We start from the raw sequence: 25942 nt of genomic DNA on the forward strand, positions 1-25942 counted from the left end.
GCAGGGCGTGGAAGGCGTCGGCCTGGCCCTGGAAATCAGCCGCAACGTGCGCCGCCTGATGAAGCCGCCGATGATCTGCGAAGCGGTGCGCGACGGGGTGTCCGAGCTGTTTCTGGTGGCGCCGAAAGTCATCGTGCTGCTGGAGCCGGGCGCTCTGCCGCGCACCACCAGCGGCAAACTGCAGCGTGCCGCCTGCCGCAGCGGCTGGCAGAACGGCAGCCTCGACAGCTTCGCGATCTGGCAGGACGGCCGCGTGCTCGGTGCTGACAGCGCGGACGTCTCGGTTGAGCCTTCGCCCTTGCTGCCGGAAGTCTTGGCCGCGTGGCAGGAAGTCCTCGGCAAACGCGACCTGAATGCCGCCGACCACTTCTTCGCCCGTGGCGGTGATTCGGTGGGCGTGGTGCAAGTGCTGTCGCGCCTGAACAGCGAGCTGGGCCTGAGGCTTGAGCCCGCCCACCTGTTCGAGCACCCGACCCTCGGCGCCTTCAACGCCCACGTTACCGCGCACGTCTCCACCCACGGCCGCAGCACTGAACGCCCTGCTGGCGTGCCGCGTATTTCCCGCGACACCGATCCCGAGCAGTCCTTTGCCCAGCAGCGCCTGTGGTTTCTCGCGCAACTGGAGCCGGACAGCAGCGCCTATCACCTCTGCGGCCAGTTGAGCCTCAACGGCGCGCTGGATGATGCCGCCCTGCAACGCAGTTTCGACGATCTGGCGGCCCGCCACGAAAGCCTGCGCACCACCTTCGCCATCGACGCCAACGAACAACTGGTGCAGCGCATTCACGCCCCGAGCCCGGTCCTGATCGAACGCCATTACCTGAGTGAGGACACCGATCCGCAGCAAGCGTTGGCCGAACTGGCCAGAGCGGCCGTCGAGCAGCCAATGGATTTGCAGAACGGCCCGTTGTGGCGCGTGCTCAACGTGCGACTGGCCCCAGACCGGCAGCAACTGGTGCTGGTGCTGCATCACATCATCGCTGACGGCTGGTCGGTGCAGGTCATGCTCAAGGAGTTCGCCGCGCTGTACAGCGCTCACACTCAAGGGGCTGAGCCGGCATTGCCGCCGCTGCCGATTCAATACGCCGACTTCGCCGCCTGGCAGCGCGCGCGTCTGGCCGGAGGGGAAGGGCAGCGACAGCTGGCCTACTGGCGTGAGCAACTGGGTGATGCCCAGACCGTTCTGAACCTGCCTGCCGACCGCCCGCGTCCGGCCCAGCAAAGCCATCGCGGCGCCCGTTACGCCATCGCCCTTGACCGCGACTTGAGCCAGGGCCTGCGCGACCTCGCCAGCCGCCACGGCGCGACCTTGTTCATGGTCATGCTCGCCGCCTACAAAACCCTGTTGCAGCGCTACAGCAGCCAGACCGATCTGCGCGTCGGCGTGCCGGTGGCGGGGCGTACCTGCACCGAATCCGAAGGGCTGATCGGCCTGTTCGTCAACACCCTGGTGCTGCGCAGCGAGCTGTCGCCGCAGCAGTCGTTCAGCACGCTGATCGAATCAGTTCGCCACACCGCGCTGGGCGCGCAACACCATCAGGCCCTGCCGTTCGAGCAACTCGTCGAAGCCCTCGGCGTGTCGCGCAACCTCAGCTATAACCCGCTGTGCCAGGTGAAATTCACCCAGCAGTTCCCGCTGCCGCAGAACGTCGACATGGCCGGCGTGCGCATGGACGTCAATCAGCTCGACGACTACTCGGCGCACTTCGATTTAGGCCTGGACATCACCGACGACGCCGACGGTATCCAGGCGGTGTTCACCTATGCGTGCGATCTGTTCGATGAGCCGCGCATCGCCGGTCTGGCAGGTGATCTGCTGCGGATCTGCGCCCAAGTGGTGGCGCAACCTCAGGTGCGTCTGGCTGATCTGCAGATCGGCGCCGAGCCTTCATGCCTTGCTGCCGAACCCTTGACGTTCCCGGCCACCGATGTGCTGAGCCTGTGGGATACCAGCGTCCGTGCACAGCCGAATCGTCTGGCCCTGCAAGACGAACAGCGCAGCGCCACGTTTGCCGAGGTCGATGCCCAGGCCAATCAACTGGCGCAGCACCTGCGTCAGTCCGGTGTGGACGTGGAAAGCCGCGTCGGCATTCTGCTTGAGCGCTCGCTGGAGTTCGTCGTCGGCCTGCTGGCGGTGCTCAAAAGCGGTGCCGCCTATGTGCCGCTGGACCCGAAATGGCCGACAGAGCGTCAGGCGTTTGTGCTGGCCGACAGCGGCGCAAGCGCGTTGATCAGCGATGGGGCTGCGCCGGGTGACTTCCATGGCGACGTCATCAGCGTGACTGCCGATGCCGCGTGGCGCTTGTTGCCGGCGCGAGCCACGGACCTGCGCCCCCACGCCGATCAGGCCGCGTACCTGATCTACACCTCCGGCACCGGCGGCACGCCGAAAGGCGTGGTCATCAGTCACGGCGCCCTGGCCGATTACGTCCAGGGCTTGCTCGCACGGCTTGATCTGGCCCCCGAGGCGAGCATGGCGATGGTCTCCACCGTCGGCGCCGACCTGGGCCACACCGTGCTGTTCGGCGCGCTGTGCTCGGCGCGTTCGCTGCACCTGATCAGCCCCGACCGCACCAACGACGCCGACCGCTTCGCCGCCTACATGGCCGAGCACGAGGTCGGCGTGCTGAAGGTCGTGCCGACCCATTTGAACGGCCTGTTGCAGGCGACGAATGCGGCCGATGCACTGCCCGAACACGCGCTGATCCTCGGCGGCGATGCGCTGCCGTGGGAGCTGGTGGCAAAGGTCAAGCGCCTGAAGCCTGGCTGCCGGGTCATCAATCACTATGGGCCGACCGAAACCACCGTGGGCGTGCTGAGCAATGAGGCGTTTGAAGCGTCGATGGGCGACAGCGTGCCCGTCGGTCGGCCGCTGCCGAACGCCGTGGCGCTGATTCTCAACGACCACTTGCAGGCGGTGGTGCAGGGTGACGTCGGCGAGCTGTACATCGGCGGGCCGGGCCTGGCGCGCGGCTATCACCAGCGTGCGGCGATGACCGCTGCGGCCTTCATTCCGGACCCGAGCGGCAGCGGCGCGCGGCTCTACCGCAGCGGCGACCGTGCGCGCTTGCTGGCCAACGGGCAAGTTCAGTTCCTGGGTCGCGCCGACGATCAGGTCAAGGTGCGCGGCTACCGCGTGGCCCTGGGTGAAATCGCCCAGCGGCTGCGCCAGCTTGACGGCCTGCGTGACGCCCATGTGCGTGTCGATGATCGCGGCCAATTGATCGCGTATGCGCTGCTCGACACTAAAGTCGACAGCGGCGCGAATGTGGACGGCGAGGCGCTGCGCACGCAACTGGCGCAAAGCCTGCCGGACTACATGGTGCCGAGCCACATCCTGACCCTCGACGCCTTCCCGCTGACCGCCAACGGCAAGCTCGACGCCGGCGCGCTGCCGACGCCGACCACAACCTCCGACGATTTCGAAGCGCCCCACGAAGGGGTCGAAGCCGCACTCGCAGCGCTGTGGCAAGCGGCGCTGAACGTCGAGGCGGTCGGTCGTCATGACAACTTCTTCACCCTCGGCGGCGATTCGATTCTTAGCCTGCAGATCATCGCCCGTGCTCGTCGTCAGGGCATTCGCCTGACACCCAAGCAGCTGTTCGAAAAACAGACCATCGCCGAACTCGCTCAGGTCGCCACGGTGGCCGAAGCCAAGCCTGCCGCCGCGCCTGTCACGGCAGCCGTCGCACCCCGCGAGTTTGCTCTGACGCCGATTCAGGCTCGCTTCTTCAGCCTGCCCATCGCCCAGCGTCAGCACTGGAACCAGTCGCTGCTGCTCGACGTGCCCCAAGCACTGGACACCACGCGGTTGCAACAGGCCCTCGCTGCGGTGCTGGCGCACCATGACAGCCTGCGCCTGAGCTTCCATCAGAACGACGAAGGCCAGTGGCAGCAGCGTTACCGCGACAGCGAAAGTGCCGAGCGCGTGCTGTGGACCTGTGAACTGAGCCGCGAAGAGGATCTCGATTCGCTCAATGACGAAGCCCAGCGCAGCCTGAACATCGACACCGGTCCGCTATTGCGCGTGGTCCATGGCCGCCTGCCGTCAGGCGAAGCACGGCTGCTGCTGGTCATCCATCACCTGGCCGTGGACGGCGTGTCGTGGCGGGTGCTGCTGGAAGACCTGCAACTGGCCTACCGCCAACTGTCGGCCGGTAACAACGTGGCCCTGGCCGACAAAACCGCCAGCTTCCAGGCCTGGTCCCAGTCGTTGAGCACCCTGGCGCGCAGCCCCGAGCTGCAACAACAACTGCCGTACTGGCAGGGGCTGAACGCTGCCGATGCCATCCTGCCGGGCGATGCGTCGGTGCAAAGCCGGGTCGGCGACAGTGAAACCCTGCTGCTGAAAATCGACGTGGCCAACACCCGTCGCCTGCTCAGCGAAGCCCCGGCGGCGTATCGCACGCGCATCGACGACCTGCTGCTGGCGGCGCTGTCCCAGGCGCTGTGGCAGTGGAGCGGCCGCCGTCGCCACGTCATCAGCCTCGAAGGTCATGGCCGCGAAGACGCTACTGGCGCTCTGGACCTGAGCCGTAGCGTCGGCTGGTTCACCAGCCTGTACCCGCTGGCGCTGGACGCCGCAGATGACGCGATCGCTACCCTCAAGGCAGTGAAGGAAGCCGTGCGCGCGGTACCGGAAAAAGGCCTCGGCTACGGTGTCTTGAAGTACCTGGCTGGCGCAAAGTTGCCGGAGCTGATCGGCCAGGGCGTGACCTTCAACTACCTCGGCCGCTTCGACGACAGCGAGAGCGCGCTGTTCGCATTGTCGAGCCGCACGCCGAAAAATCTGCGTGACCCACAAGGGCCGCTGGCCAATGCCCTGGCGGTCGACGGTCAGGTCCGCGACGGCCAGTTGCAGCTGGACTGGACCTTCAGCCGCGAACGTTTCAGCCGCGACAGCATCGAGCAACTGGTGGCGCTGTATGAAGCGCAGTTACTGGAGCTGATCGCCCATTGCAGCGACGAAACCCACGCCGGCCTGACGCCGTCGGATTTCCCGCTGGCCGGCCTGAATCAGGCCCAGCTCGACGCACTGGGCATCCCCGCGCGGGAGATCGAAGACATCCTGCCGCTGGCGCCCATGCAGCAGGGCATTTTGCTGCACAGCCTGCTGGAGCAGGGCAACGGTATCTACCTGATGCAGGACCAGTACGACGTCGGCGCCGATGTGGATTTCGAGGCGTTCAAGTTTGCCTGGCAGCAAGTGGTGCAGCGCCACCCGGCGTTGCGCACGGCGTTTCACGGGCTGGAAAGCGGCGTGCAGCGTCAGATTGTCATGCGCCGCGTGCCGTCGCCGGTGCAACTGATCGACCTCAGCCATCTTTCTCGCGCCGCCGCCGAAGCCGAGCTGGATGACCTGCTGAAAAGCGAGCGCGAGCAGGGCTTCGATTTCGCCCGGGCGCCGTTGCTGCGCCTGCGCCTGATCAAGTTCGGCGAGGCGGATTTCCGCATCGTTCAGAGCCACCACCACGCCTTGATAGACGCTTGGTGCCGGGGCCTGATGCTCACTGAATTCTTCGCCCATTACCGCGGGTTCCTCGAAGGTCGTGAGGTCAGCCTGCCGCCGGCGCGGCCGTACCGCGATTTCCTCGCCTGGCTCGCCGAGCAGGACGAAGCGGTGAGCCGCGATTACTGGCGCAACGCGCTGGCCGGCTTCACCGACGTCACGCCGCTGCCGTACCGCCATAGCCCTCAGGGTGACGCGCAGATGCGCGACGTCACCCTGGCGCTGGGTGTCGAGCAGACTGCGAAGCTGGCCGAACAAGCCCGTCAGCATCGCCTGACGACAAACACCTTCGTGCAGGCCGCCTGGGCCTTGTTGCTGATGGGCCATGCCGACCGCGACGAAGTGCTGTTCGGGGTCACCGTGGCCGGTCGTCCGACCGAGCTGGAAGGCATCGAAGGCGCGCTGGGGCTGTTCATCAACACCTTGCCGTTGCGCATCCGTCGGCCGGGCATGGGCGCGTCGGCGCTGGAGCTGCTCAGTGCCTTGCAGGGGCAGAACGCCGACATGCGCCAGCACGAACACCTGTCCCTGGCCGACATTCAGCTGCTCGCCGACACCCCGCGCGGCCAGCCACTGTTCGACAGCCTGTTTGTTTTCGAGAACGTTCCGTTGGGCGCCGAGGTGCAGCAGGCCGTGAACGAATACCGCATCAATCCGCTGGCCAACCGCACCCACACCAACTACCCGCTGACCGTGGTGCTGCTGCCGGGCGAGTCCCTGCAATTGCAGTTGACCTACGACACCCGTCACTTCAACGACGCCGAGATGGGCACCCTGGTCAGCCATTTCCGCCGTCTGCTCACCCAGTTGATCGACAACCCGCAACAGACGCTGAGCCAGTTGCAGGTCCTTGAGCACAACGAGCGCGAGCAGTTGCTGGCCCAGGGTCTCGGCCCGGTGCAACAGCATTGGTACGACATCAGCTACCTGGAGCGTTTCGAGGCGCGGGTGCTGGCCCATCCGGCCCAGGAAGTGGCCCGCTGTCAGGGCGAGAGCCTGAGTTACCGCGAACTCAATCGTCAGGCCAACCGCATCGGTCACGGGCTGATCGCGGCGGGCGTGCAGGGCGATGACGTGGTGGCGCTGTTCGCACCGCGCGGCCTGCCGTTGTTGAGCCTGATCGTCGGCGCGTTCAAGGCCGGTGCGGCCTATCTGGCGCTGGATGAACGTCATCCGGCCGGACGCAGTGCGCGCATGCTGGTGAGCAGCGCCGCCCCGGTGTTGCTGACGCCGCGGGAGTGTTTGCCTCAGGTCGAGGCGATCGTTGCGCTGGCTGAGCGCAAACCCCGGGTGTTGGTGCTTGAAGAACTGCTCGCGGATGCCAGCAATTCATTCGCCAACGAGAATCCGGGCCGCTACGCGACGGCGGAGCAACTGGCCTACGTCATCTACACCTCCGGCTCCACCGGCGAGCCAAAAGGGGTGATGGTCAACCAGCGCGGCATGCTCAACAACCAGATGTCCAAGCTGCCGTATCTGCGTCTGGGCGAGGGCGATGTCATTGCCCAGACGGCCGCCACCGGGTTCGACATTTCCGTGTGGCAGTTCCTGACCGCGCCGCTGTTCGGCGGGCGCGTGGAAATCCTGCCGGACGCCGTGGTGCAGGACCCGCAGCGCCTGCTGGAAGAAGTCGCGGCCAATCAGGTCAGCGTGCTGGAATGCGTGCCGGCGGTGATCGACGCCATGCTCGCGGTCGCGCCCCAGCGGCTCGATGCCTTGCGCTGGCTGCTGCCGACCGGTGAAGCGCTGACCACCGACCTCGCCGCGCGCTGGTTTGCGCGCTACCCCGAAGTGCCGCTGGTCAACGCCTACGGCCCGGCCGAGTGCGCCGACGATGTCGCGCTGCACACCCTGATCGCGGCGCCGGCGCTAAACGCCAACATGCCGATTGGCCGGCCCACCGACAACAACTGCCTGTACGTGCTGGATTCCAACCTGCAACTGGCGGCGCCCGGTGTGGTGGGCGAGCTGTACATCGGCGGCGTCGGCGTCGGTCGTGGCTACGCCGCGCGGCCTGGCCTGACCGCCGAGCGTTTCCTGCCCGACCCGTTTGGCGAAACCGGTGCGCGGCTGTACCGCAGCGGCGACCTGGCCCGCTGGAACGCCGACGGCGCGCTGGAATACGTCGGCCGCGCGGACTTCCAGGTGAAGATCCGCGGCCAGCGCATCGAGCTGGGCGAAATCGAAAACCTGCTGTTGGCGCAACCCTCGGTGCATGACGCCGTGGTCAGCGCGCAACCGACGGCCCATGGCCCACAACTGGTGGCCTACGTGGTCGCCGAGGCGCAGCAGGCGTTGTCCAGCGACGTGCTGAAAACCGCGCTGTCGCAAACCCTGCCGGCGTTCATGGTGCCGGCGCACATCGTCGTGCTGGCGCAGATGCCGCGCAACGCCAACGGCAAGCTCGACCGCAAGGCGCTGCCGGCGCCGAGCCTGGAAGAGCGCGAGTTCGAAGCGCCACAGGGCGAGCGTGAGGAAGTCCTCGCCGAGCTGTGGCAGAGCCTGCTCAAGGTTGAGCAGGTCGGTCGTCACGACAACTTCTTTGAACTCGGTGGCCATTCGTTGCTGGCGACGCGGCTGCTGTCGCGCATTCGCGAGCGCCTCGGGGTGAGCATCCCGCTGGCTCAGGCCTTCGAAGCCACCACCGTCGCTGCCCAGGCGGCGCTGATCGACACCTTGCAGGGGCAGACCCTGACACTCGACCGGCTCGATGCCCTGGACGAGTTAATGAATGAGCTGGAGGAAAGCAACTGATGTCGCAACCGAGCATGACTTCACAGAGCAAGCTGCTGGCCCTGGCCACGCGGTTCCTCAGCCTTGGCAGCGCTCAGCGTCGGGTGTTTTTGAACAAGCTGCGCGAGCAGGGCCTCGATGCCTCGTCGCTGCCGGTGCCACCGGGTGTGGCGGGCGAACGCAGCCCGGCGTCGTTTTCCCAGCAACGGCTGTGGTTTCTGGAGCAACTGGAACCGGGCAACAGCACCTATCACCTGCCGGGAGCGTTGCGCCTGAAAGGCGAGCTGAATGTTGCAGCCGTACGAATGGCATTCGAGCGCGTGGCCGAGCGACATGCCAGCCTGCGCACGGTGTTCGCCACTGCGGAAGACGGCACGCCGGAGCAGGTGATTTGCGGTGGTCAAGGGTTGCCATTCGAGCGTCTGCACGCAGACGACGAGGGCGAGGTGCAGGCGCTGGCCGATGCGTTCGCCCGCCGCCCGTTCGACCTGGCCCAGGGCCCGCTGTGGCGCGTGGCGTTGATTGAGCGCGGCTCGGATGAGCACGTGCTGCTGGTCTGTCTGCATCACATCATCGCTGACGGTTGGTCGATTCAAGTGCTGCTGCTGGATTTCGTCGAGGCCTATCGCGCTGCCATTCAAAACGACACTGACTCACTGCCACCGCTGCCGCTCAGCTACGCCGATGTCGCCCTGTGGCAGCGTGCCTGCCTGGACGCGGGCGAGGGTGATCGGCAACTCGCCTACTGGCAGCAACAACTGAGCGACGAGCCGCCGGTGCTGGAATTGCCGGCGGACCGTCCGCGCCCGGCGCGCCAGAGTTTCCGTGGCGCGCGCCTGCCGTTCAGCTTCGACGCGGCACTGTCCGGCCGTATGCGCGAACTGGCCCGGCAGCGCGGCGTGACCTTGTTCACCGTGCTGCTCGCGGCCTATCAAGTGCTGTTGCAGCGGATGAGCGGGCAGACCGATCTGCGCATCGGCGTGCCCATTGCCGGGCGTCAGCGCGCCGAAACCGAAGGCCTGATCGGCTTCTTCGTCAACACTCAGATCCTGCGCGGCGAGGTCCAGGCCGACGCCAGTTTCAACCAGATCATCGACGGTGTTCGCCTGGCCTCCCAGGGCGCACAAGCCCATCAGGACCTGCCGTTCGAGCAACTGGTGGACGCCCTGGCGCCGGAACGCAGCCTGAGCCACAACCCGCTGTTTCAGGTGCTCTACAACCACCAGCAACGCCAGGACGAAGCGCTGCAATTGATGCCCGGCCTCAACGCCATGCTGATGCCACTGGACAACGGCAGCGCGCAGTTTGACCTGGCGCTGCACACCTGGGAAAACGCCGCGGGTGAACTGGCGGGCAACTGGAATTACGCCACTGACCTTTTTGATCACGGCAGCATCGAGCGGCTGCATGGGCGTTTTGAGCAGCTGTTTGCCGAGTTGCTGGAGCGGCCGGATGCGGCGATTGGTGATTTTGAATTGCTGGATGCTGAAGACCGCGCGCAGCTGGCGTTGGTCAATGACACCGCGCGGGATTGGGATTCCGAACCCTTTGTTCATCGCCACTTTGAGCGGCTGGCCCAGGTGCATCCCGAGCGGGAGGCTGTGCGCTTTGGCGATGAGGTATTGAGTTATCGCGAGCTGGATCAGCGGGCAAACCAGCTGGCCCGTTACCTGCGTGAGCAGGGCGTGGGGCGTGAATCGCTGGTGGGCGTGGCGGCGTTGCGCTCGGTGGAAATGGTGGTTGCGTTGTATGCGGTGCTGAAAGCGGGCGGGGCTTACGTGCCGCTGGATCCTGAGTACCCGGCGGATCGTCTGCGCTACATGCTCGAAGACGCCGGTATCGGTTTGTTGCTGAGCCACGACGCGGTGATCAATGATTTGCCGGCTGTTGACGGCCTGCGGGTACTGAATCTGGATCAGCTTGATCTCTCAGGCCAACCCGTCACGACGCCTGTTATAGAGTTGCACCCCGAACAACTGGCCTACATGATTTACACCTCCGGTTCGACCGGGAAACCCAAGGGCGCCGGCAACACCCATGCCGCGCTGTTCAACCGTCTGGCGTGGATGCAGGATGCTTACGGGCTCGACGCCAATGACGCCGTATTGCAAAAAACGCCGTTCAGTTTTGACGTGTCAGTCTGGGAGTTCTTCTGGCCGTTGATGGTCGGTGCGCGTCTGGTGGTCGCTCAGCCGGGGATCATCGCGATCCGCTGATGCTGAAAACGCTGATCGATCAGCAGCAGATCACCACGCTGCATTTCGTCCCGTCGATGCTCGGTGCCTTCATGGCTCAGGACGATCTCACCGGCTGCGCGTCCCTGAAACGCATCGTCTGCAGCGGCGAGGCCTTGCCCGCCGATCTGGCCCGGGAAACCTTGCAGCGCCTGCCCACCGCCGGCCTGTTCAATCTGTATGGCCCGACCGAAGCGGCCATCGACGTGACTCACTGGACGTGCGTTGATGAGCCGGGCGTGTCCGTCCCGATCGGCGCCCCCATCGCCAATTTGCAGATCCACATCCTCGACAGCCGTCTCAACCCACAACCCATCGGCGTACCGGGCGAGCTGTACATCGGCGGCGACGGCCTCGCTCGCGGCTACCACTTGCGTCCCGGCCTGACCGCCGAGCGCTTCGTTGCCAGCCCGTTCGGCAACGGCGAGCGGCTGTACCGCACCGGTGACCTGGCCCGTTGGCGTGCCGACGGCGTGGTGGAATACCTCGGCCGTCTCGATCACCAGATCAAACTGCGCGGCTTGCGGGTTGAAATCGGCGAGATCGAAGCGGCGCTGCTCGATCACCCAGCCGTCAGCGAAGCCGTGGTCATTGCCCGTGAACTCAGCACGGGTATGCAACTGGTGGGCTATCTGGTCGCCGACGATTTCGACGAAGAACACCTGCGCGGCCAACTGAAACAGCGCCTGCCGGATTACATGGTCCCGGCGCACTTCGTCACGCTGGAAAAACTGCCGCTGTCCGCCAACGGCAAGCTCGACCGCAAGGCGCTGCCCGATCCACAGATCCAGCAGCGTGCCTTCGAAGCACCGCTGGCCGGGGTCGAAACCCAACTGGCTGCGCTGTGGCAAGACCTGCTCGGCGTCGCGCAAATCGGTCGCCAGGACAACTTCTTTGCCCTCGGCGGCGACTCGATCCTCAGCCTGCAAATCATTTCCCGCGCCCGCAAGGCCGGCATCGTGCTGTCGCCCCGGCAGATGTTCGAACGCCAGACCATCGCCGAGCTGGCCCAGGTCGCTCAGGTGGTCAGTCATGACGCCGCCCCTGTCGAGCGCATCGAGCTGAACCGCGACATCCCGCTGACCCCGATTCAGCACTGGTTCTTCCAGCAGCCAATGCGCAACCGCAGCCACTGGAACCAGTCACTGCTGCTGAACCCGAGTGAAGCGCTGGACCTGCCGGCGCTGACCCAGGCCCTTCACGCGCTGGTAAACCATCACGACGCCCTGCGCATGCGTTTTGTCCAGCAGGACAACGGCCAGTGGCAGCAACGCTATCGCGCAGAGCTTTCTACTGACGAGCAGACCCGAAACGGCCTGATCTGGCAGCGCGAAATCCCTCTGAACGAGCTGGCCGCAGCCTGCGACGAACCCCAGACCAGCCTCGATTTGAAGGACGGCCCGTTGCTGCGCGCCGTGCATTTCACCCTGACCGAAGGCGGCGAGCGTCTGTTGCTGGTGGTGCATCACCTGGTGGTCGACGGTGTGTCGTGGCGCGTCCTGCTGGAGGACCTGCAAAACGCCTACACCCAGGCGCAAGCGGGCCTCACCCTCGACCTCGGTGACAAGACCGCGTCGTTCCAGCGCTGGGCCAACCGCGTGCTGGATTTCGCCTACAGCGACGCCGTGCTGGCCGAAGCCGATTACTGGCGCAACCTGGCGCCAGCATCCGCGTTGCCCTGCGCCAATCCCCAGGGCCAAGCACGCCAAAACAACGTGCGCCAGCTGCATTTGCAACTGGACGCCGCGCGCACCGAAAAGCTGATCAGCGAGGCCCCGGCGGCGTACCGCACGCAGATCAACGACCTGCTGCTGACCGCACTGGTCCGCGCGATGAAGCGCTGGAGTGGCGAATCACAGGCGATGATCGCCCTGGAAGGCCATGGCCGCGAAGACCTGTTCAACGGCGTTGATCCTGCGCGCACGGTCGGCTGGTTCACCAGCCTGTACCCGGTCAGCCTGCATGCTTACGACGACCTCGATGCCGCACTCAAACAGACCAAGGAAACCCTGCGCGCCGTGCCTAACGGCGGGCTCGGTTATGGCCTGTTGCGCCACCTGCGTGGCGAAGCCTTGCCGGCGCTGGACGGCTGCGTGCTGTTCAATTACATGGGCCGGCTGCAAAACAGCAGCGGGCTTTTCAGCCTGGCCGAGGAGGGCAGCGGTGCCCAGCGCGCCGCCGATGCGCCGCTCAATGGCGAACTGTCCATTGATGCGCAAATCCGTGACGGCCAGTTCAGCCTGACCTGCAGCTTCAGCGGCGAACGCCATGAGTCGGCGTCGATTCAACGCCTGCTCGATGCCTATGGCGCAGCGCTGGACGAGGTGATCGAACACTGCCGCCGCCACGCTGCGGTCACCCCGTCGGACTTCCCGGCACTCGCTCTGACTCAGGCACAACTCGACGCACTGCCGGTCGCCGCCTGGGACATCGAACAGCTGTACCCGCTGACGCCGATGCAGCAGGGCCTGTTGTTCCATTCCGAAATGAGCGGCAGCGAGAACGTCGATCAGGGCAGCGCCCGCGACCTGTACATCAATCAGGTGGCGCTGGACATCGAGCACCTGCCGGTGGCCCGCTTCAAATCAGCGTGGGCCGCGGCAGTTCAGCGTCATCCGATCCTGCGTGCAGCGTTCCTGCGCGTCCCCGGCAGCGAACAGCCGGTGCAGTTGATCCGTCGCGATGCGGCGTTGGTCGTACGCGAACTTGATCTGCGCTGCAGCGATCAATCCCTCGCCGACGTGCTGGTGGCCGAGCGTGAAACCCCCTTCGACCTGCACGCCGCGCCGCTGATGCGCGTGTTGCTGGTTCGCCAAAGCGAGACGCTGTGGAAACTGGTCTGGACCTTCCACCACATTCTGTTGGATGGCTGGAGCAGTGCGGCAGTGCTGGGCGAAGTGATTCAGGCGGCAATGTCCGACGCCACGCCACAACCTGCCGGGCATTACGGCGACTACGTGGAGTGGCTGCTGAGCCGCGACGCCGAGGGCAGTAAGACCTTCTGGCAGAGCCATCTGGCTGGCTTCGACCAGCCGACGATGATGGCCGCCGCCCTGACCGCACCGACGGCGAGCACCGGAGCGCCGCTGCCGAATCAGGTGCGGGTCACCTCCATGGACCTGAACAGCGAACTGCTGAACAGCGCCGCCCGCCGTCAGCGCGTGACCGTCAACACGCTGATTCAAGCGGTGTGGGTGTTGCTGTTGCAGCGCTACACCGGGCAGCAACGGGTCGCGTTCGGCGCCACCGTGTCCGGCCGCTCCGCGCAAGTGCCGGGCATCGAACGCATGCTCGGGCTGTTCATCAACACCCTGCCACTGGTGCAGGCGCCGCAAGCGCAGCAGACGGTCGGCGACTGGCTCAATGACTTGCAAGCCCACAACCTGGAGCTGCGCGAGCACGAGCACACCCCGCTGTTCGAGGCCCAGCGCTACGCGGGCCACGCCGGTCGTGACTTGTTCGACAGCCTGCTGGTGTTCGAGAACTACCCGGTGGACGCGGTGCTGCGAGACAAGCAGGCCAACGGCGTCAACCTGGGTTCCGTCGAACTCAGCGACAAGACTCACTACCCGCTGAGCCTGGCGGTGGTGGCGGGCGAGCAGGCCCATGTTCACGTCAACTACCACAGCAACGTGTTCAGCGCCGAACAGATCTCGCGTCTGTGCGGGCATTTTCAGACACTGCTGGACGGGATCTGCCGCTTCCCCGAGGCGCGCATCGGCGAGCTGTCGATGCTCACCGAAGGCGACATCGACGCCATGCACGCCTGGAACACGCCGCCGTTCTCGCCCTACGTGGATCGACCGATCCATGAGCTGATTGCTGACCACGCGCGCATTCGTCCTGACGCCATCGCGCTGGTCCATGGCCAGCAGCGCCTGACCTTCTCCGAGTTCGACCGTCGTGCCAATCAACTGGCCCACGCCTTGCGCGCCCGGGGCATCGGCACCGAAGTGCGCGTGGCGATTGCCATGGAGCGCGGGATTGATCTGTGGCTGGCGTTTTATGCCGTATTGAAAGCCGGGGGCGCCTACATCCCGCTCGACCCGGATTACCCGACCGAGCGCCTGCGCTACATGCTCGAAGACGGCGGCGTGAAGCTGTTGATCAGCCACGATGCGGCGCTGGATCGTGTGCCCGTCGGCGATGTGCCGTTGCTGAACATCGACGAGCTTGATTGCTCGTCCGAGCCGGTGACAGCCCCGGACGTCACGATTCATCCGCAGCAACTCGCCTACCTGATTTACACCTCGGGCTCGACCGGCAAACCCAAAGGCGCGGCCATCGCCCACGCTGACATCTCGATGCACATCCAGACCATCGGCGAGCGGTACCGCTTCACGCCCGAGGACCGCAAGTTCCACTTCCTGTCGATCAGCTTCGACGGCGCCCACGAAGGCTGGATGATGCCGCTGTGCTACGGCGCTCGAGTCGTGTTGCGCGATCAGGAACTGTGGAGCGTCGAGCAGACCTACGACACGCTGATTCGCGAAGGCATCACCGTGGCATCGTTCCCGCCGAGCTACCTGCGCCAGCTGTCCGATTGGGCCGGGGTGCAGGGCAAGGGTCCTGGCGTGAAGACTTACTGCTTTGCCGGTGAAGCCTTCAGCCGCGAGATGCTCCACGACGTGATCCGCAATTTGCAGCCGCTTTGGATCATAAACGGCTACGGTCCGACCGAAACGGTAGTGACGCCGACCTTGTGGCTGGCCTCCGCCGAGACCGCCGACTTCACCACGGCCTACGCGCCGATTGGTGATCTGGTGGGGGATCGTCAGGGCTACGTGATGGACGCGGATCTGAACCCGCTGCCCCAAGGGATTGCCGGCGAGCTCTATCTGGGCGGCGCGGTCGCGCGGGGTTATCTGGACCGTCCCGGCTCGACGGCCGAGCGTTTCCTGCCGCACCCGTTCCGCGCCGGCGAACGCATTTACCGCAGTGGCGACCGCGTGCGCCTGAACAGCGAAGGGCTGCTGGAATACCTCGGCCGCATCGACCACCAGATCAAGATTCGTGGCTTCCGCATCGAAGCGGGCGAAATTGAAGCAGCACTGAAAACCTGCGAGGGCGTACGCGAAGCCCTGGTCATCGTCCGTGACAGCGCGAACGGAAAAGTCTTGCTAGGTTACGTCGGCGGCAACGGTCTGGCCGAGGACAGCCTCAAGCAACAGCTGAAAAACACCCTGCCGGAATACATGGTCCCGGCGCACATCGTGGTCATGGCGCGCTTGCCGCAGTTGCCCAACGGCAAGCTCGACCGCAACGCGCTGCCTGACCCGCAGGTGATCTCCAGCGACTATCAGGCGCCGCAAACGCTACTGGAACAGCAATTGGCGGCGCTGTGGCAGCCACTGCTGGGCATCGACGCCGTGGGTCGCAATGATCACTTCTTCGAACTCGGCGGCCACTCGCTGCTGGCGATGCAGCTGATTTCCCGGCTGCGCCATGAGCATCAATTGAGCGTGCCGTTGCGGGCCCTGTTCGACGCGCCGCGTCTCAGCGATTTTGCCCAGCGCATTGCGGGCTTGGTATCCACCGAGGCCACCCAGCTTGAGCTGACCTCTCGCCGGCGGACCCTTGCCGTGCAGTCGTTTTCCCAACAGCGCCTGTGGTTCCTCGATCAGCTGCAACCTGGCGGTCACGCCTACAACCTGCCGGGCGCCGTGCGCCTGTGCGGCGAGCTGAACGAGGTTGCATTGCAGGCGGCCTTCGACGGCCTGACCGCGCGACATGAAGTGCTGCGCACGCGGTTCCTGGCGGTCGAGGGCGTGCCGATGCAACAGATCGAGCCTGCTTCAAGGGTGGAGATCGCGCGGCTGGATATCAGCCATGAAGGGGATATCGAAAAGGCCTTCAACGCCCTGGCTCAAGACTTCGTCAAGCGTCCGTTCGATCTGTCGCGCAGCCCGGTCTGGCGACTGGCGCTGGTGCGTGTCGCGCCTGACGAACAGCGTTTGCTGCTGTGCCTGCACCACATGATCTCGGACGGTTGGTCGGTGCGCGTGCTGCTGCAGGAATTCTGCGAGCTGTACCGCGCGGCCGTGGAAAACCGCGCGCCTAACTTAACGCCATTGCCGGTGCAATACGCCGACTTCGCCGTCTGGCAGCGCGAGTGGCTGGCCGCGGGCGAGGGCGAGCGGCAGTTGAACTACTGGCGCGAGCAACTGGGCGACGAGCATCCGGTGCTGGAGCTGCCCACCGATCGACCGCGTCCGCCCCAGCAAAGCTATCGCGGCGACCGCGTGCTGTTCGCCTTCGATGCCGCGTTCAGTCGGCGCGTGCGTGAGTTCGCCAGACAGCAGGGTGTTACGCCGTTCATGGCGATCCTGTCGGCCTACCAAGTGTTGCTCCATCGCCTGAGCGGGCAGAACGACCTGCGCGTGGGCGTGCCGATTGCCGGCCGTTCGCGGCTGGAGGTCGAAGGGCTGATCGGCTTTTTTGTCAGCACCCAGGTGCTGCGCGCCGAAGTGTTTGCCGAGCTGACCTATCGCCAGGTGCTGGAACAGGCCAAGGCGCGGACCCTCGGCGCGCAGGCCCACCAGGACTTGCCGTTCGAGCAATTGGTCGAAGCGCTGCAACCTGCGCGCAGCCTGAGCCACAACCCGCTGTTCCAGGTGGCCTACGACCATCAGCAGCAGAATTTTGAATCACTCGCCGGGCTGCCGGGCCTGCGTGCCGACCTGTTGCCGCTGGACGATGGCAGCAGCCAGTTCGACCTGGCGCTGAACACCCACGAAGACGTCGATGGCGGGTTGGGTGGGTCGTGGACTTACGCCACGGATCTGTTTGATCACGGCAGCATCGAGCGTTTGCATGCCCGCTTTGAGCAACTGTTCGCCGAGTTGATCAAGCGGCCGGACGCGGCGATTGGTGACTTCGAGTTGCTGGATGCTGAAGACCGCGCGCAGTTGGCGTTGGTCAATGACACGGCGCGGGAGTGGGCTAAAACCGAACCGTTTGTGCATCGGCAGTTTGAGCGTCTGGCTCAATTGCATCCCGAGCGGGAGGCGTTGCGTTTTGGTGACGAAGTGCTGAGTTATCAGGCGCTGGATCAGCGGGCCAATCAGCTCGCCCATTACCTGCAAACGCAGGGCGTCGGTCAGGAATCGTTGGTGGGCGTGGCTGCGTTGCGCTCAGTGGAAATGGTGGTTGCGCTGTATGCGGTATTGAAAGCCGGTGCTGCCTATGTGCCGCTGGATCCGGAGTATCCCGCTGATCGTCTGCGCTACATGCTCGAAGACGCCGGGATTGGTTTGCTGTTGAGCCACGATGGGGTGATCGCTGATCTGCCGGTTGTGGAAGAGCTGCGGGTGGTCAATCTGAATCATCTGGCTTTATCAGGCTATCCCGTCACGGCGCCAGTTGTAGCGCTGCACCCCGAGCAACTGGTCTACATGATTTACACCTCCGGCTCGACCGGCAAACCGAAAGGCGCGGGCAACACCCACGCAGCGCTGTTCAACCGCCTGGCCTGGATGCAGGACGCCTACGCACTCGACGTATCGGACGCCGTGCTGCAAAAAACGCCGTTCAGTTTTGACGTGTCGGTCTGGGAATTCTTCTGGCCGTTAATGGTGGGTGCGCGTCTGGTGGTCGCTCAGCCCGGCGATCATCGCGATCCTGTTGCCCTCAACACGCTGATCGCACAGCAGCGCATCACCACGCTGCACTTCGTGCCGTCGATGCTCGGCGCCTTCATGGCCCAGGACGATCTCACCGGCTGTGCTTCCCTGAAACGTATCGTCTGCAGCGGTGAAGCCTTACCGGCCGATCTGGCCCGCGAAACCCTTCAGCGCCTGCCCAATGCTGGCCTGTTCAATCTGTACGGCCCGACGGAAGCGGCCATCGACGTCACCCACTGGACCTGCGTTGATGAGCCGGGAGCTTCCGTGCCCATCGGCCGCCCGATAAACAACCTGCAGATCCACATCCTCGACAGCCGCCTGAATCCTCAGCCCATCGGCGTGCCCGGCGAGCTGTACATCGGCGGAGACGGCCTCGCGCGTGGCTACCACTTGCGTCCCGGCCTGACCGCCGAGCGCTTCGTTGCCAGCCCGTTCGGCACCGGCGAGCGGCTCTATCGAACCGGTGACCTGGCGCGCTGGCGTGCCGACGGCGTGGTGGAATACCTCGGCCGTCTCGATCACCAGATCAAACTGCGCGGCTTGCGGGTTGAAATCGGCGAGATCGAAGCAGCGCTGCTGGATCACCCAGCAGTCAACGAAGCGGTGGTCATCGCCCGCGAACTCGCCACCGGCATGCAGCTGGTGGGCTATCTGGTCGCCGAGGACTTCGACGAAGAACACCTGCGCGGCCAACTGAAACAGCGCCTGCCGGACTACATGGTCCCGGCTCACTTCGTCACCCTGGACAGCCTGCCGCTGTCGGCCAACGGCAAGCTCGACCGCAAAGCGCTGCCCGACCCACGTATCCAGCAACGGGCCTTCGAAGCGCCGCAGGCGGGCGTCGAAACCCAGCTGGCAGCGCTGTGGCAGGACCTTCTTGGCGTCGCGCAAATCGGCCGCCAAGACAACTTCTTCGCCCTGGGCGGGCATTCGCTGATGGGCATTCAACTGGTGGCGCAGATCCGCCGCGACCTGAAACGTGAGCTGCCCCTGCGTGCACTGTTCGAGTCGCCGGTGCTGGCTGACCTCGCTCACTACCTGAACACCCAGGCGGTCGCCACGGCGATGCCGGTGCTGCAGCGTCGCACCGACCGGGAGTTCGCGCCGCAGTCCTTCGCCCAGCAACGCCTGTGGTTCCTCGCGCAGCTGGAGCCCGAGAGCGTCGCGTACAACCTGCCGTGCGTGCTCAACCTCAGCGGCGCGCTGAAACTCGACGCCCTGCAGCAGACCTTCGATGCCCTCGCGGCCCGTCACGAAACCCTGCGCACCTGTTTCCGCCCATCCCCGATGCACAGCGGCGAAGCGGTGCCCCAGCAACGGATTTTGCCGGTCAGCAGCGTGCACATCGCCCGTCACGACCTGCGCGACAACCCGGCGCCGGAAGCCGCCTTCGACGCCCTGGCCGAGGCGTTCATGAACCAGCCCTTCGACCTCGACGCCGAACACGCGCCGTGGCGGGTAGCCCTGGCGCGGGTGGCGGACGATCAATGGCGCCTGCTGCTGTGTATGCACCACATCATCTCCGACGGCTGGTCGGTGCAGGTCATGCTCGAAGACTTCGCCGCGCTGTATCGGCGTTTCGCCCAAGGCAGCGACGTGCAATTGGCTGGGCCGCAACTTACGGAGCTCGGCGTGCACTACGCCGACTACGCCAGTTGGCAGCGCGAGCACCTGAGCGGCGCCGAGCGCGAGCGCCAGCTGAACTGGTGGCGCGAAGCGTTGGGCGACGAGCAACCGGTACTGGAACTGCCGGCGGACCGTTCGCGTCCGGCCGAGCGCGACGGCAAAGGCGGGCGCCATGCCTTCGTGCTGCCCCAGGACCTGGCCGACACACTGCGCCAGACCGCCAAGACCCACGACGCCACGCTGTTCATGCTGTTCCTGGCCTCGTTCGACACGCTGCTCTATCGCCTCAGCGGCCAGCGCGATTTGCGCATCGGTGTGCCGGTGGCAGGCCGCGCCGAGGTGCAGACTCAGGGCCTGATCGGCTTCTTCGTCAACACCCTGGTGCTGCGCGCCCAGGTCAGCGGCGACCAGCCCTTCACCGCGCTGCTGGCCCAGGTCAAGGACAACCTGCTCGGCGCCCACGCCCATCAAGACCTGCCGTTCGAGCAATTGGTGGAAGCGCTGCAACCGGCGCGCAGCCTGAGCGTCAACCCGCTGTTCCAGGTCAGCTACAACCACCAGCAACAGCCGGATCTGTCGCTGCTGCAGTTCGATGATTTGAGCTGCGAAGCCCGCCAGTGGGACATCGAGGGCGCGCAGTTCGATCTGGTCCTCGGCACCTTCGAACACCGCGACGGCCGCATCAGCGGCTACCTCGATTACGCCACCGACCTGTTCGACGCCTCGACCGTGTCGCGTTTGTTCGAGCAACTGGTCACGCTGTTGCGGGCGATCTGCGCGCAACCCCATGCCGCCATCGGCGACCTGCCGTTGCTCGGCGAAACCGACCTGGCCGCGCTGGATCAATGGAACACGCCGCCGTTCTCGCCTTACGTCGATCGCCCGATCCATGAGCTGATCGCCGACCACGCGCGCATTCGGCCCGACGCCATCGCGCTGGTCCATGGCGAACAGCGCCTGACCTTTGCCGAGTTTGACCGTCGTGCCAATCAGCTGGCCCATGCCTTGCGCGCAAGAGGCATCGGCACCGAGGTGCGCGTGGCAATTGCCATGGAGCGGGGGATTGATCTGTGGCTGGCGTTTTATGCCGTGCTCAAGGCGGGTGGGGCTTATATCCCGCTCGACCCGGATTACCCGACCGAACGCCTGCGCTACATGCTCGAAGACGGCGGCGTGAAGCTGTTGATCAGCCACGATGCTGCCCTGGATCGCGTGCCCGTCGGTGATGTGCCGCTGCTGAATATCGATCAGCTCGATTGCTCCTCCGAGCCGGTTACAGCGCCGAATGTGGTGATTCATCCGCAGCAACTCGCTTACCTGATTTACACCTCGGGCTCCACCGGTAAGCCGAAAGGCGCGGCCATCGCCCACGCCGACATTTCGATGCACATCCAGACCATCGGCGAGCGTTATCGCTTTACGCCGGAGGACCGCAAGTTTCACTTCCTGTCGATCAGCTTCGACGGCGCCCACGAAGGCTGGATGATGCCGCTGTGTTACGGCGCTCGCGTCGTGCTCCGCGATCAGGAATTGTGGAGCGTTGAGCAAACCTACGACACGCTGATCCGCGAAGGCATCACCGTCGCCTCATTCCCGCCGAGCTACTTGCGTCAGCTCTCTGACTGGGCTGGGGTGCAGGGCAAGGGGCCGGGGGTGAAGACCTACTGCTTCGCCGGCGAAGCCTTCAGCCGCGAAATGCTCCACGACGTGATCCGCAATTTGCAGCCGCTGTGGATCATCAATGGCTACGGCCCGACGGAAACCGTGGTCACACCAACCTTGTGGCTGGCGTCTGCCGAGACCGCAGACTTCACCACCGCCTACGCGCCGATCGGTGATCTGGTGGGCGATCGTCAGGGCTACGTGATGGACGCGGATTTGAACCCGCTGCCCCAGGGCATTGCCGGCGAGCTGTACTTGGGTGGCGCGGTGGCCAGGGGTTATCTGGACCGTCCGGGCGCAACCGCTGAGCGTTTCCTGCCGCATCCATTCCGCGCCGGTGAACGCATTTATCGCAGCGGCGACCGTGTGCGTTTGAACAGCGAAGGGCTGCTGGAATACCTCGGCCGCATCGACCACCAGATCAAGATCCGTGGCTTCCGCATCGAGGCCGGCGAGATCGAAGCGGCGCTGAAAGCCTGCGACGGCGTGCGTGAAGCGCTGGTGATCGTGCGCGACAAAGGCAACGGCAAGCAGTTGCTCGGCTATGTCGGCGGCAATGACCTGTCTGAAGACAGCCTCAAGCAGCAGCTGAAAAACACCCTGCCGGAATACATGGTGCCGGCGCACATCGTGGTCATGGCGCGCTTGCCGCAGTTGCCCAATGGCAAGCTGGACCGCAATGCGCTGCCCGATCCGCAGTTGGGCAGTCAGGCCTTCGAAGCGCCGGAAGGTGAGCGCGAAGTCGAGCTGGCGCGGGTCTGGCAGCAGTTGCTGGGCGTAGAGAGCATCGGCCGTCAGGACAGCTTTTTCGAGCTGGGCGGCGACTCGATCCAGTCGCTGGCGGTGATCACCCGCCTGCGTCTGGTCGGTTTCAAGCTTCTGCCGAAGGACGTGTTCAGCCATCCGCGACTCAAGGATCTGGCCCTGCGCCTGACGATCATCGAGGCCGGCGCAGCGCTGTTGATTGAAGACGCGCCCACTGGCGAGCTGCCGTTGACGCCGATTCAGGCGCATTTCTTCGAGCAACCGATGAGCAACCGCGCGCACTTCAACCAGGCGTTGTTGCTGGACGTGCAGCGTCCTCTGGAAGCGACGCTGTTGAGCCAGGCGCTGGCCGCGCTGTTGAGTCACCACGATGCCCTGAACCTGAGTTTCCATCAGCACGCCGACGGTCGCTGGCAGCAGCAGTACCGAGCAACACCGGCTGCCGACAGCCTCTGGCGGCGTGACGTGGCCGACGACCGCGCCATGACTGCGCTGTGCGAACAGGCCCAGCGCAGCCTTGACCTGCATGACGGTCCGCTGCTGCGCGTGGTGCTGGCGCAGATGCCGGAAGGGCAAAAGCTGTTGCTGGTCGCCCATCACCTGGTGGTCGATGGCGTGTCGTGGCGGGTGTTGCTCGAAGATCTGGCGCGGGCGTACGCCCAGGTCGCTTCGGGCAGTGCGGTTGATCTCGGGCCGAAATCCAGCAGCTTTCAGCGCTGGGCCCGGCATCTGGTCGACGCGGCGCAGGCGCCTGAACGTCAAACCGAAGTCTTGCAGTGGCGGGAACAGGTCGGCACCACCGAGCCGCTCTGGCCGGTGGACCACCCTGAGGGCCGCGCCACGCAACAGGACCTTGAGCAGTGCGAACTGCTGCTGGACGCCAGCCTGACCCGTCGCTTGCTGCGCGAAGCCCCGGCGGCACTGGCGGCGCGCGCCGATGAAATCCTGCTGGCAGTGCTCGCCGACGCGCTAAAGGGTTGGAGTGGCCAGCCCGACACGCTCATCGCGCTGGAGGGCCACGGCCGCGAAGCCCTGGCTGACGGCCTGGATGTGGGCCGCACGGTGGGCTGGTTCACCAGTCTGTTCCCGCTGCGGGTGCGCGCCGCTGCCGATATCCGCCAGACCCTGATCGGGGTGCGCGACAGCCTGCGGGGCTTGCCGGACAAGGGCGTCGGCTTCGGTCTGCTGCGCTATCTGGGCAACGATTCGGCTCGTCAGACACTGGCCGCGCTGCCGGAGCCCAAGGTGGTGTTCAACTACCTCGGTCAGTTCGATCAGGACCTGGGCGATGGCCGCTTCTCGCCGTCGAAGGTCTCGGCTGGCGCGCTGGTCGACCCGTCAACGCCGCTCAATCGCGAGCTGGAAATCAACGGCCAGGTCTTCGCCGGGCAACTGGGGCTGACTTTCCGTTTCAGTAGTCAGCGTTACCAGCGCCAGAGCATCGAACGCCTGCAAACGGCCTATCGCGAGGGGTTGGTGGCGTTACTGGAAAGCCTGCCTTCTGCGCAACCGGCTGCACCGCAATCTGCTCCATCGCAAAGCCAGCCTGTCAGCCGCGACGGCGCGCCGAATCCGCTGATTCGTCTGAGCAGCGGCGCCAGCGACAAGCCGCCGGTGTTCTGTGTGCACCCGGTCAGCGGCACGGTGGTCGGCTACTACGCACTGGCCCGGCGGCTGTCCGCGCAGTGGGACGTCTGGGGCATTCAGAACCGCCAGGTGCTGGACGGCCAGTGGCGCGACAGTTCCATCGAGCAAATGGCCCGCGACTATGTCAAGGCGCTGCTCGAACAGCAGCCGTCCGGCACGTACCGGCTGATCGGCTGGTCGATGGGCGGGACCATGGTCCTGGAAATGGCCCGACTCCTGACCCGACTCGGCAAGCGTGTCGAGTTCGTCGGCCTGATCGACGGCTACGTGCCGGGCGCCGGCCAGCCGCGTCCTGCGGTGCCGGAAAGCGTGGCCCTTGACGCTGTTGACGGCGATGAAGGCCTGGAAGCCGACGCTCACTGGCAACAGTTGCTCGGCGTTGAGCGGCATATGCGCCAGTTGGCCAATCAATGCCGCGAGATCCACGCCCTCAGGGTGCCGGTCTCAGCCTGGTGGGCGGAGCGCTCGCCGGAAAATAACGATAACGCACCGGCTCTTCTGGAGCAGGGCATGGGTGTTCGCTTGCAGGTTTCGGCCTGGATCGACGCCGACCACCTTTCGATCGTCCGTGATCAGCTGTTCATCACTCAGCTTGCCGAGGCCCTCGCGCGAGTCAACGAACGCCCCCATTCCCACGATTTCCAGGAGCACGAACATGCATAGCCAACACAACGTGACGCCGATTGCCGCCCGCCACAGCGAGGCGCTGTCGAGCAGCCCGGACGCCGCCGTGGCCAACGCCGACTACCGCTTTGCGCCGACGCCGCGACTGGAGCGCCAGGCCGCCGTGGAATCCAACGCGCGCAGCTACCCGCGGCGCATCCCCCTGGAACTCAAGCGCGCCCAGGGCATTCACGTGCAGGACAGCGAAGGGCGCTGGTTCATCGATTGCCTGGCCGGGGCCGGCACCCTGGCGCTGGGGCATAACCACCCCGAAGTGATCCAGGCCATGCGCGCCACCCTCGACGGCCAGCGTCCGCTGCACACCCTGGACCTGATGACCGAAGCCAAGGACGACTTCATCAACGAGCTGTTCGCCCTGCTGCCGGCGGAATTCGCCAAGGACGCGCGCATTCAGTTCTGCGGCCCGGCCGGCACCGATGCGGTGGAAGCGGCGCTGAAACTGGTGCGCACCGCCACCGGACGCAGCAACCTGATGGCCTACCACGGCGCCTACCACGGCATGACCCAGGGCGCGCTGGCGCTGATGGGCAACCTCGGGCCGAAGACCTACCTGGACGGCATGGCCGGCGGCGCGCAGTTCCTGCCGTTTCCCTACGACTACCGCTGCCCGTTCGGCGTCGGTGGCGAAGCGGGCGAGCGCATCGGCCTGCACTACATCGAGAACCAGCTGACCGACCCGGAAAGCGGCGTGTTGCCGCCGGCCGGGATGATTCTGGAAACCCTGCAGGGGAGGGTGGTGTGGTGCCGACCTCGGCCAACTGGCTGCGGGAAATCCGCCGCATTACCCGCGACGCCGGGGTGCCGCTGATTCTCGACGAGATCCAGTGTGGTGTGGGCCGCACCGGCAAGCCGTTCGCCTTCGAACACGCGGGCATCGTCCCGGACGTGCTGGTGCTGTCCAAAGCCATCGGCGGCAGCCAGCCGATGGCGGTGGTGGTCTACAACAAGGCACTGGACGTATGGAAACCGGGCTCCCACGCCGGCACTTTCCGTGGCAATCAACTGGCGATGGTGGCCGGCTCGACCACGCTGCGGATCGTCCGCGAACAGCAGCTGGACCTGCACGCCGCCGCCATGGGCGAGCGCCTGATCGGGCACCTGCGCTCATTGCAGAAGGACTTCCCGCAGATGGGCGATGTGCGCGGCATGGGCTTGATGCTCGGGGTGGAAATGGTCGATCTCGAGGGACGTCCCGACGCCCTCGGCCACTTCCCCCACAGCGGTGCGCTGGCCTCGACCCTCCAGCGTGAATGCCTGCAGCGCGGCTTGATCATCGAAGTGGGCGGGCGGCACTCGTCGGTCATCCGCTTCCTGCCGCCGCTGATCGTCACCGCCGCGCAGATCGACCAGATCGGCGACATCTTTGCCGCCGCCGTTTCAGCGGCCGTCAAGCGACGCTGAACCTCTCTGTATCACCCGTGAAACAACGCGAAAGGCCAGGGATGGCCTTTCGCCAA

General features: G+C 65.4%; 3 protein-coding genes and 1 pseudogene. All 4 read left to right on the forward strand.

Annotation, left to right across the window (positions count from 1 at the left end; translation table 11 throughout):
* Window positions 1-7 precede the first annotated feature (7 nt).
* The 4 genes and pseudogenes from JN403_RS14825 (at window position 8) to JN403_RS14835 (ending at window position 25886) form a co-directional block, all read left to right on the forward strand.
* A complete protein-coding gene (locus JN403_RS14825; protein WP_240356583.1) occupies window positions 8-8263 on the forward strand; it encodes a non-ribosomal peptide synthetase in 8256 nt (2751 codons plus the stop codon).
* On the forward strand, window positions 8263-10458 hold the full coding sequence (locus tag JN403_RS25795; protein WP_275900161.1) for a condensation domain-containing protein: 2196 nt from the start codon (window positions 8263-8265) through the stop codon (window positions 10456-10458). Before JN403_RS14825 ends, JN403_RS25795 begins: the two co-directional genes overlap by 1 nt.
* Window positions 10458-24464: a non-ribosomal peptide synthase/polyketide synthase gene (locus JN403_RS14830; RefSeq protein WP_275900162.1), complete on the forward strand. Its 14007-nt coding sequence runs from the start codon at window positions 10458-10460 to the stop codon at window positions 24462-24464. The genes JN403_RS25795 and JN403_RS14830 overlap by 1 nt, the downstream gene beginning before the upstream one ends.
* Window positions 24457-25886 (forward strand): annotated as a pseudogene (locus JN403_RS14835) (aspartate aminotransferase family protein). The gene JN403_RS14830 and the pseudogene JN403_RS14835 overlap by 8 nt, the downstream one beginning before the upstream one ends.
* The last annotated feature ends 56 nt before the right edge of the window (window positions 25887-25942 follow it).

This window comes from Pseudomonas sp. 15A4 (assembly GCF_016925575.1).
In the GTDB taxonomy this organism is placed as follows: domain Bacteria; phylum Pseudomonadota; class Gammaproteobacteria; order Pseudomonadales; family Pseudomonadaceae; genus Aquipseudomonas.

Bases quoted from the DNA above. Each gene is read 5' to 3' on its own strand.
- JN403_RS25795 (WP_275900161.1), top strand. From the start codon at position 8,263: ATGTCGCAACCGAGCATGACTTCACAGAGCAAGCTGCTGGCCCTGGCC.
- JN403_RS14830 (WP_275900162.1), top strand. From the start codon at position 10,458: ATGCTGAAAACGCTGATCGATCAGCAGCAGATCACCACGCTGCATTTC.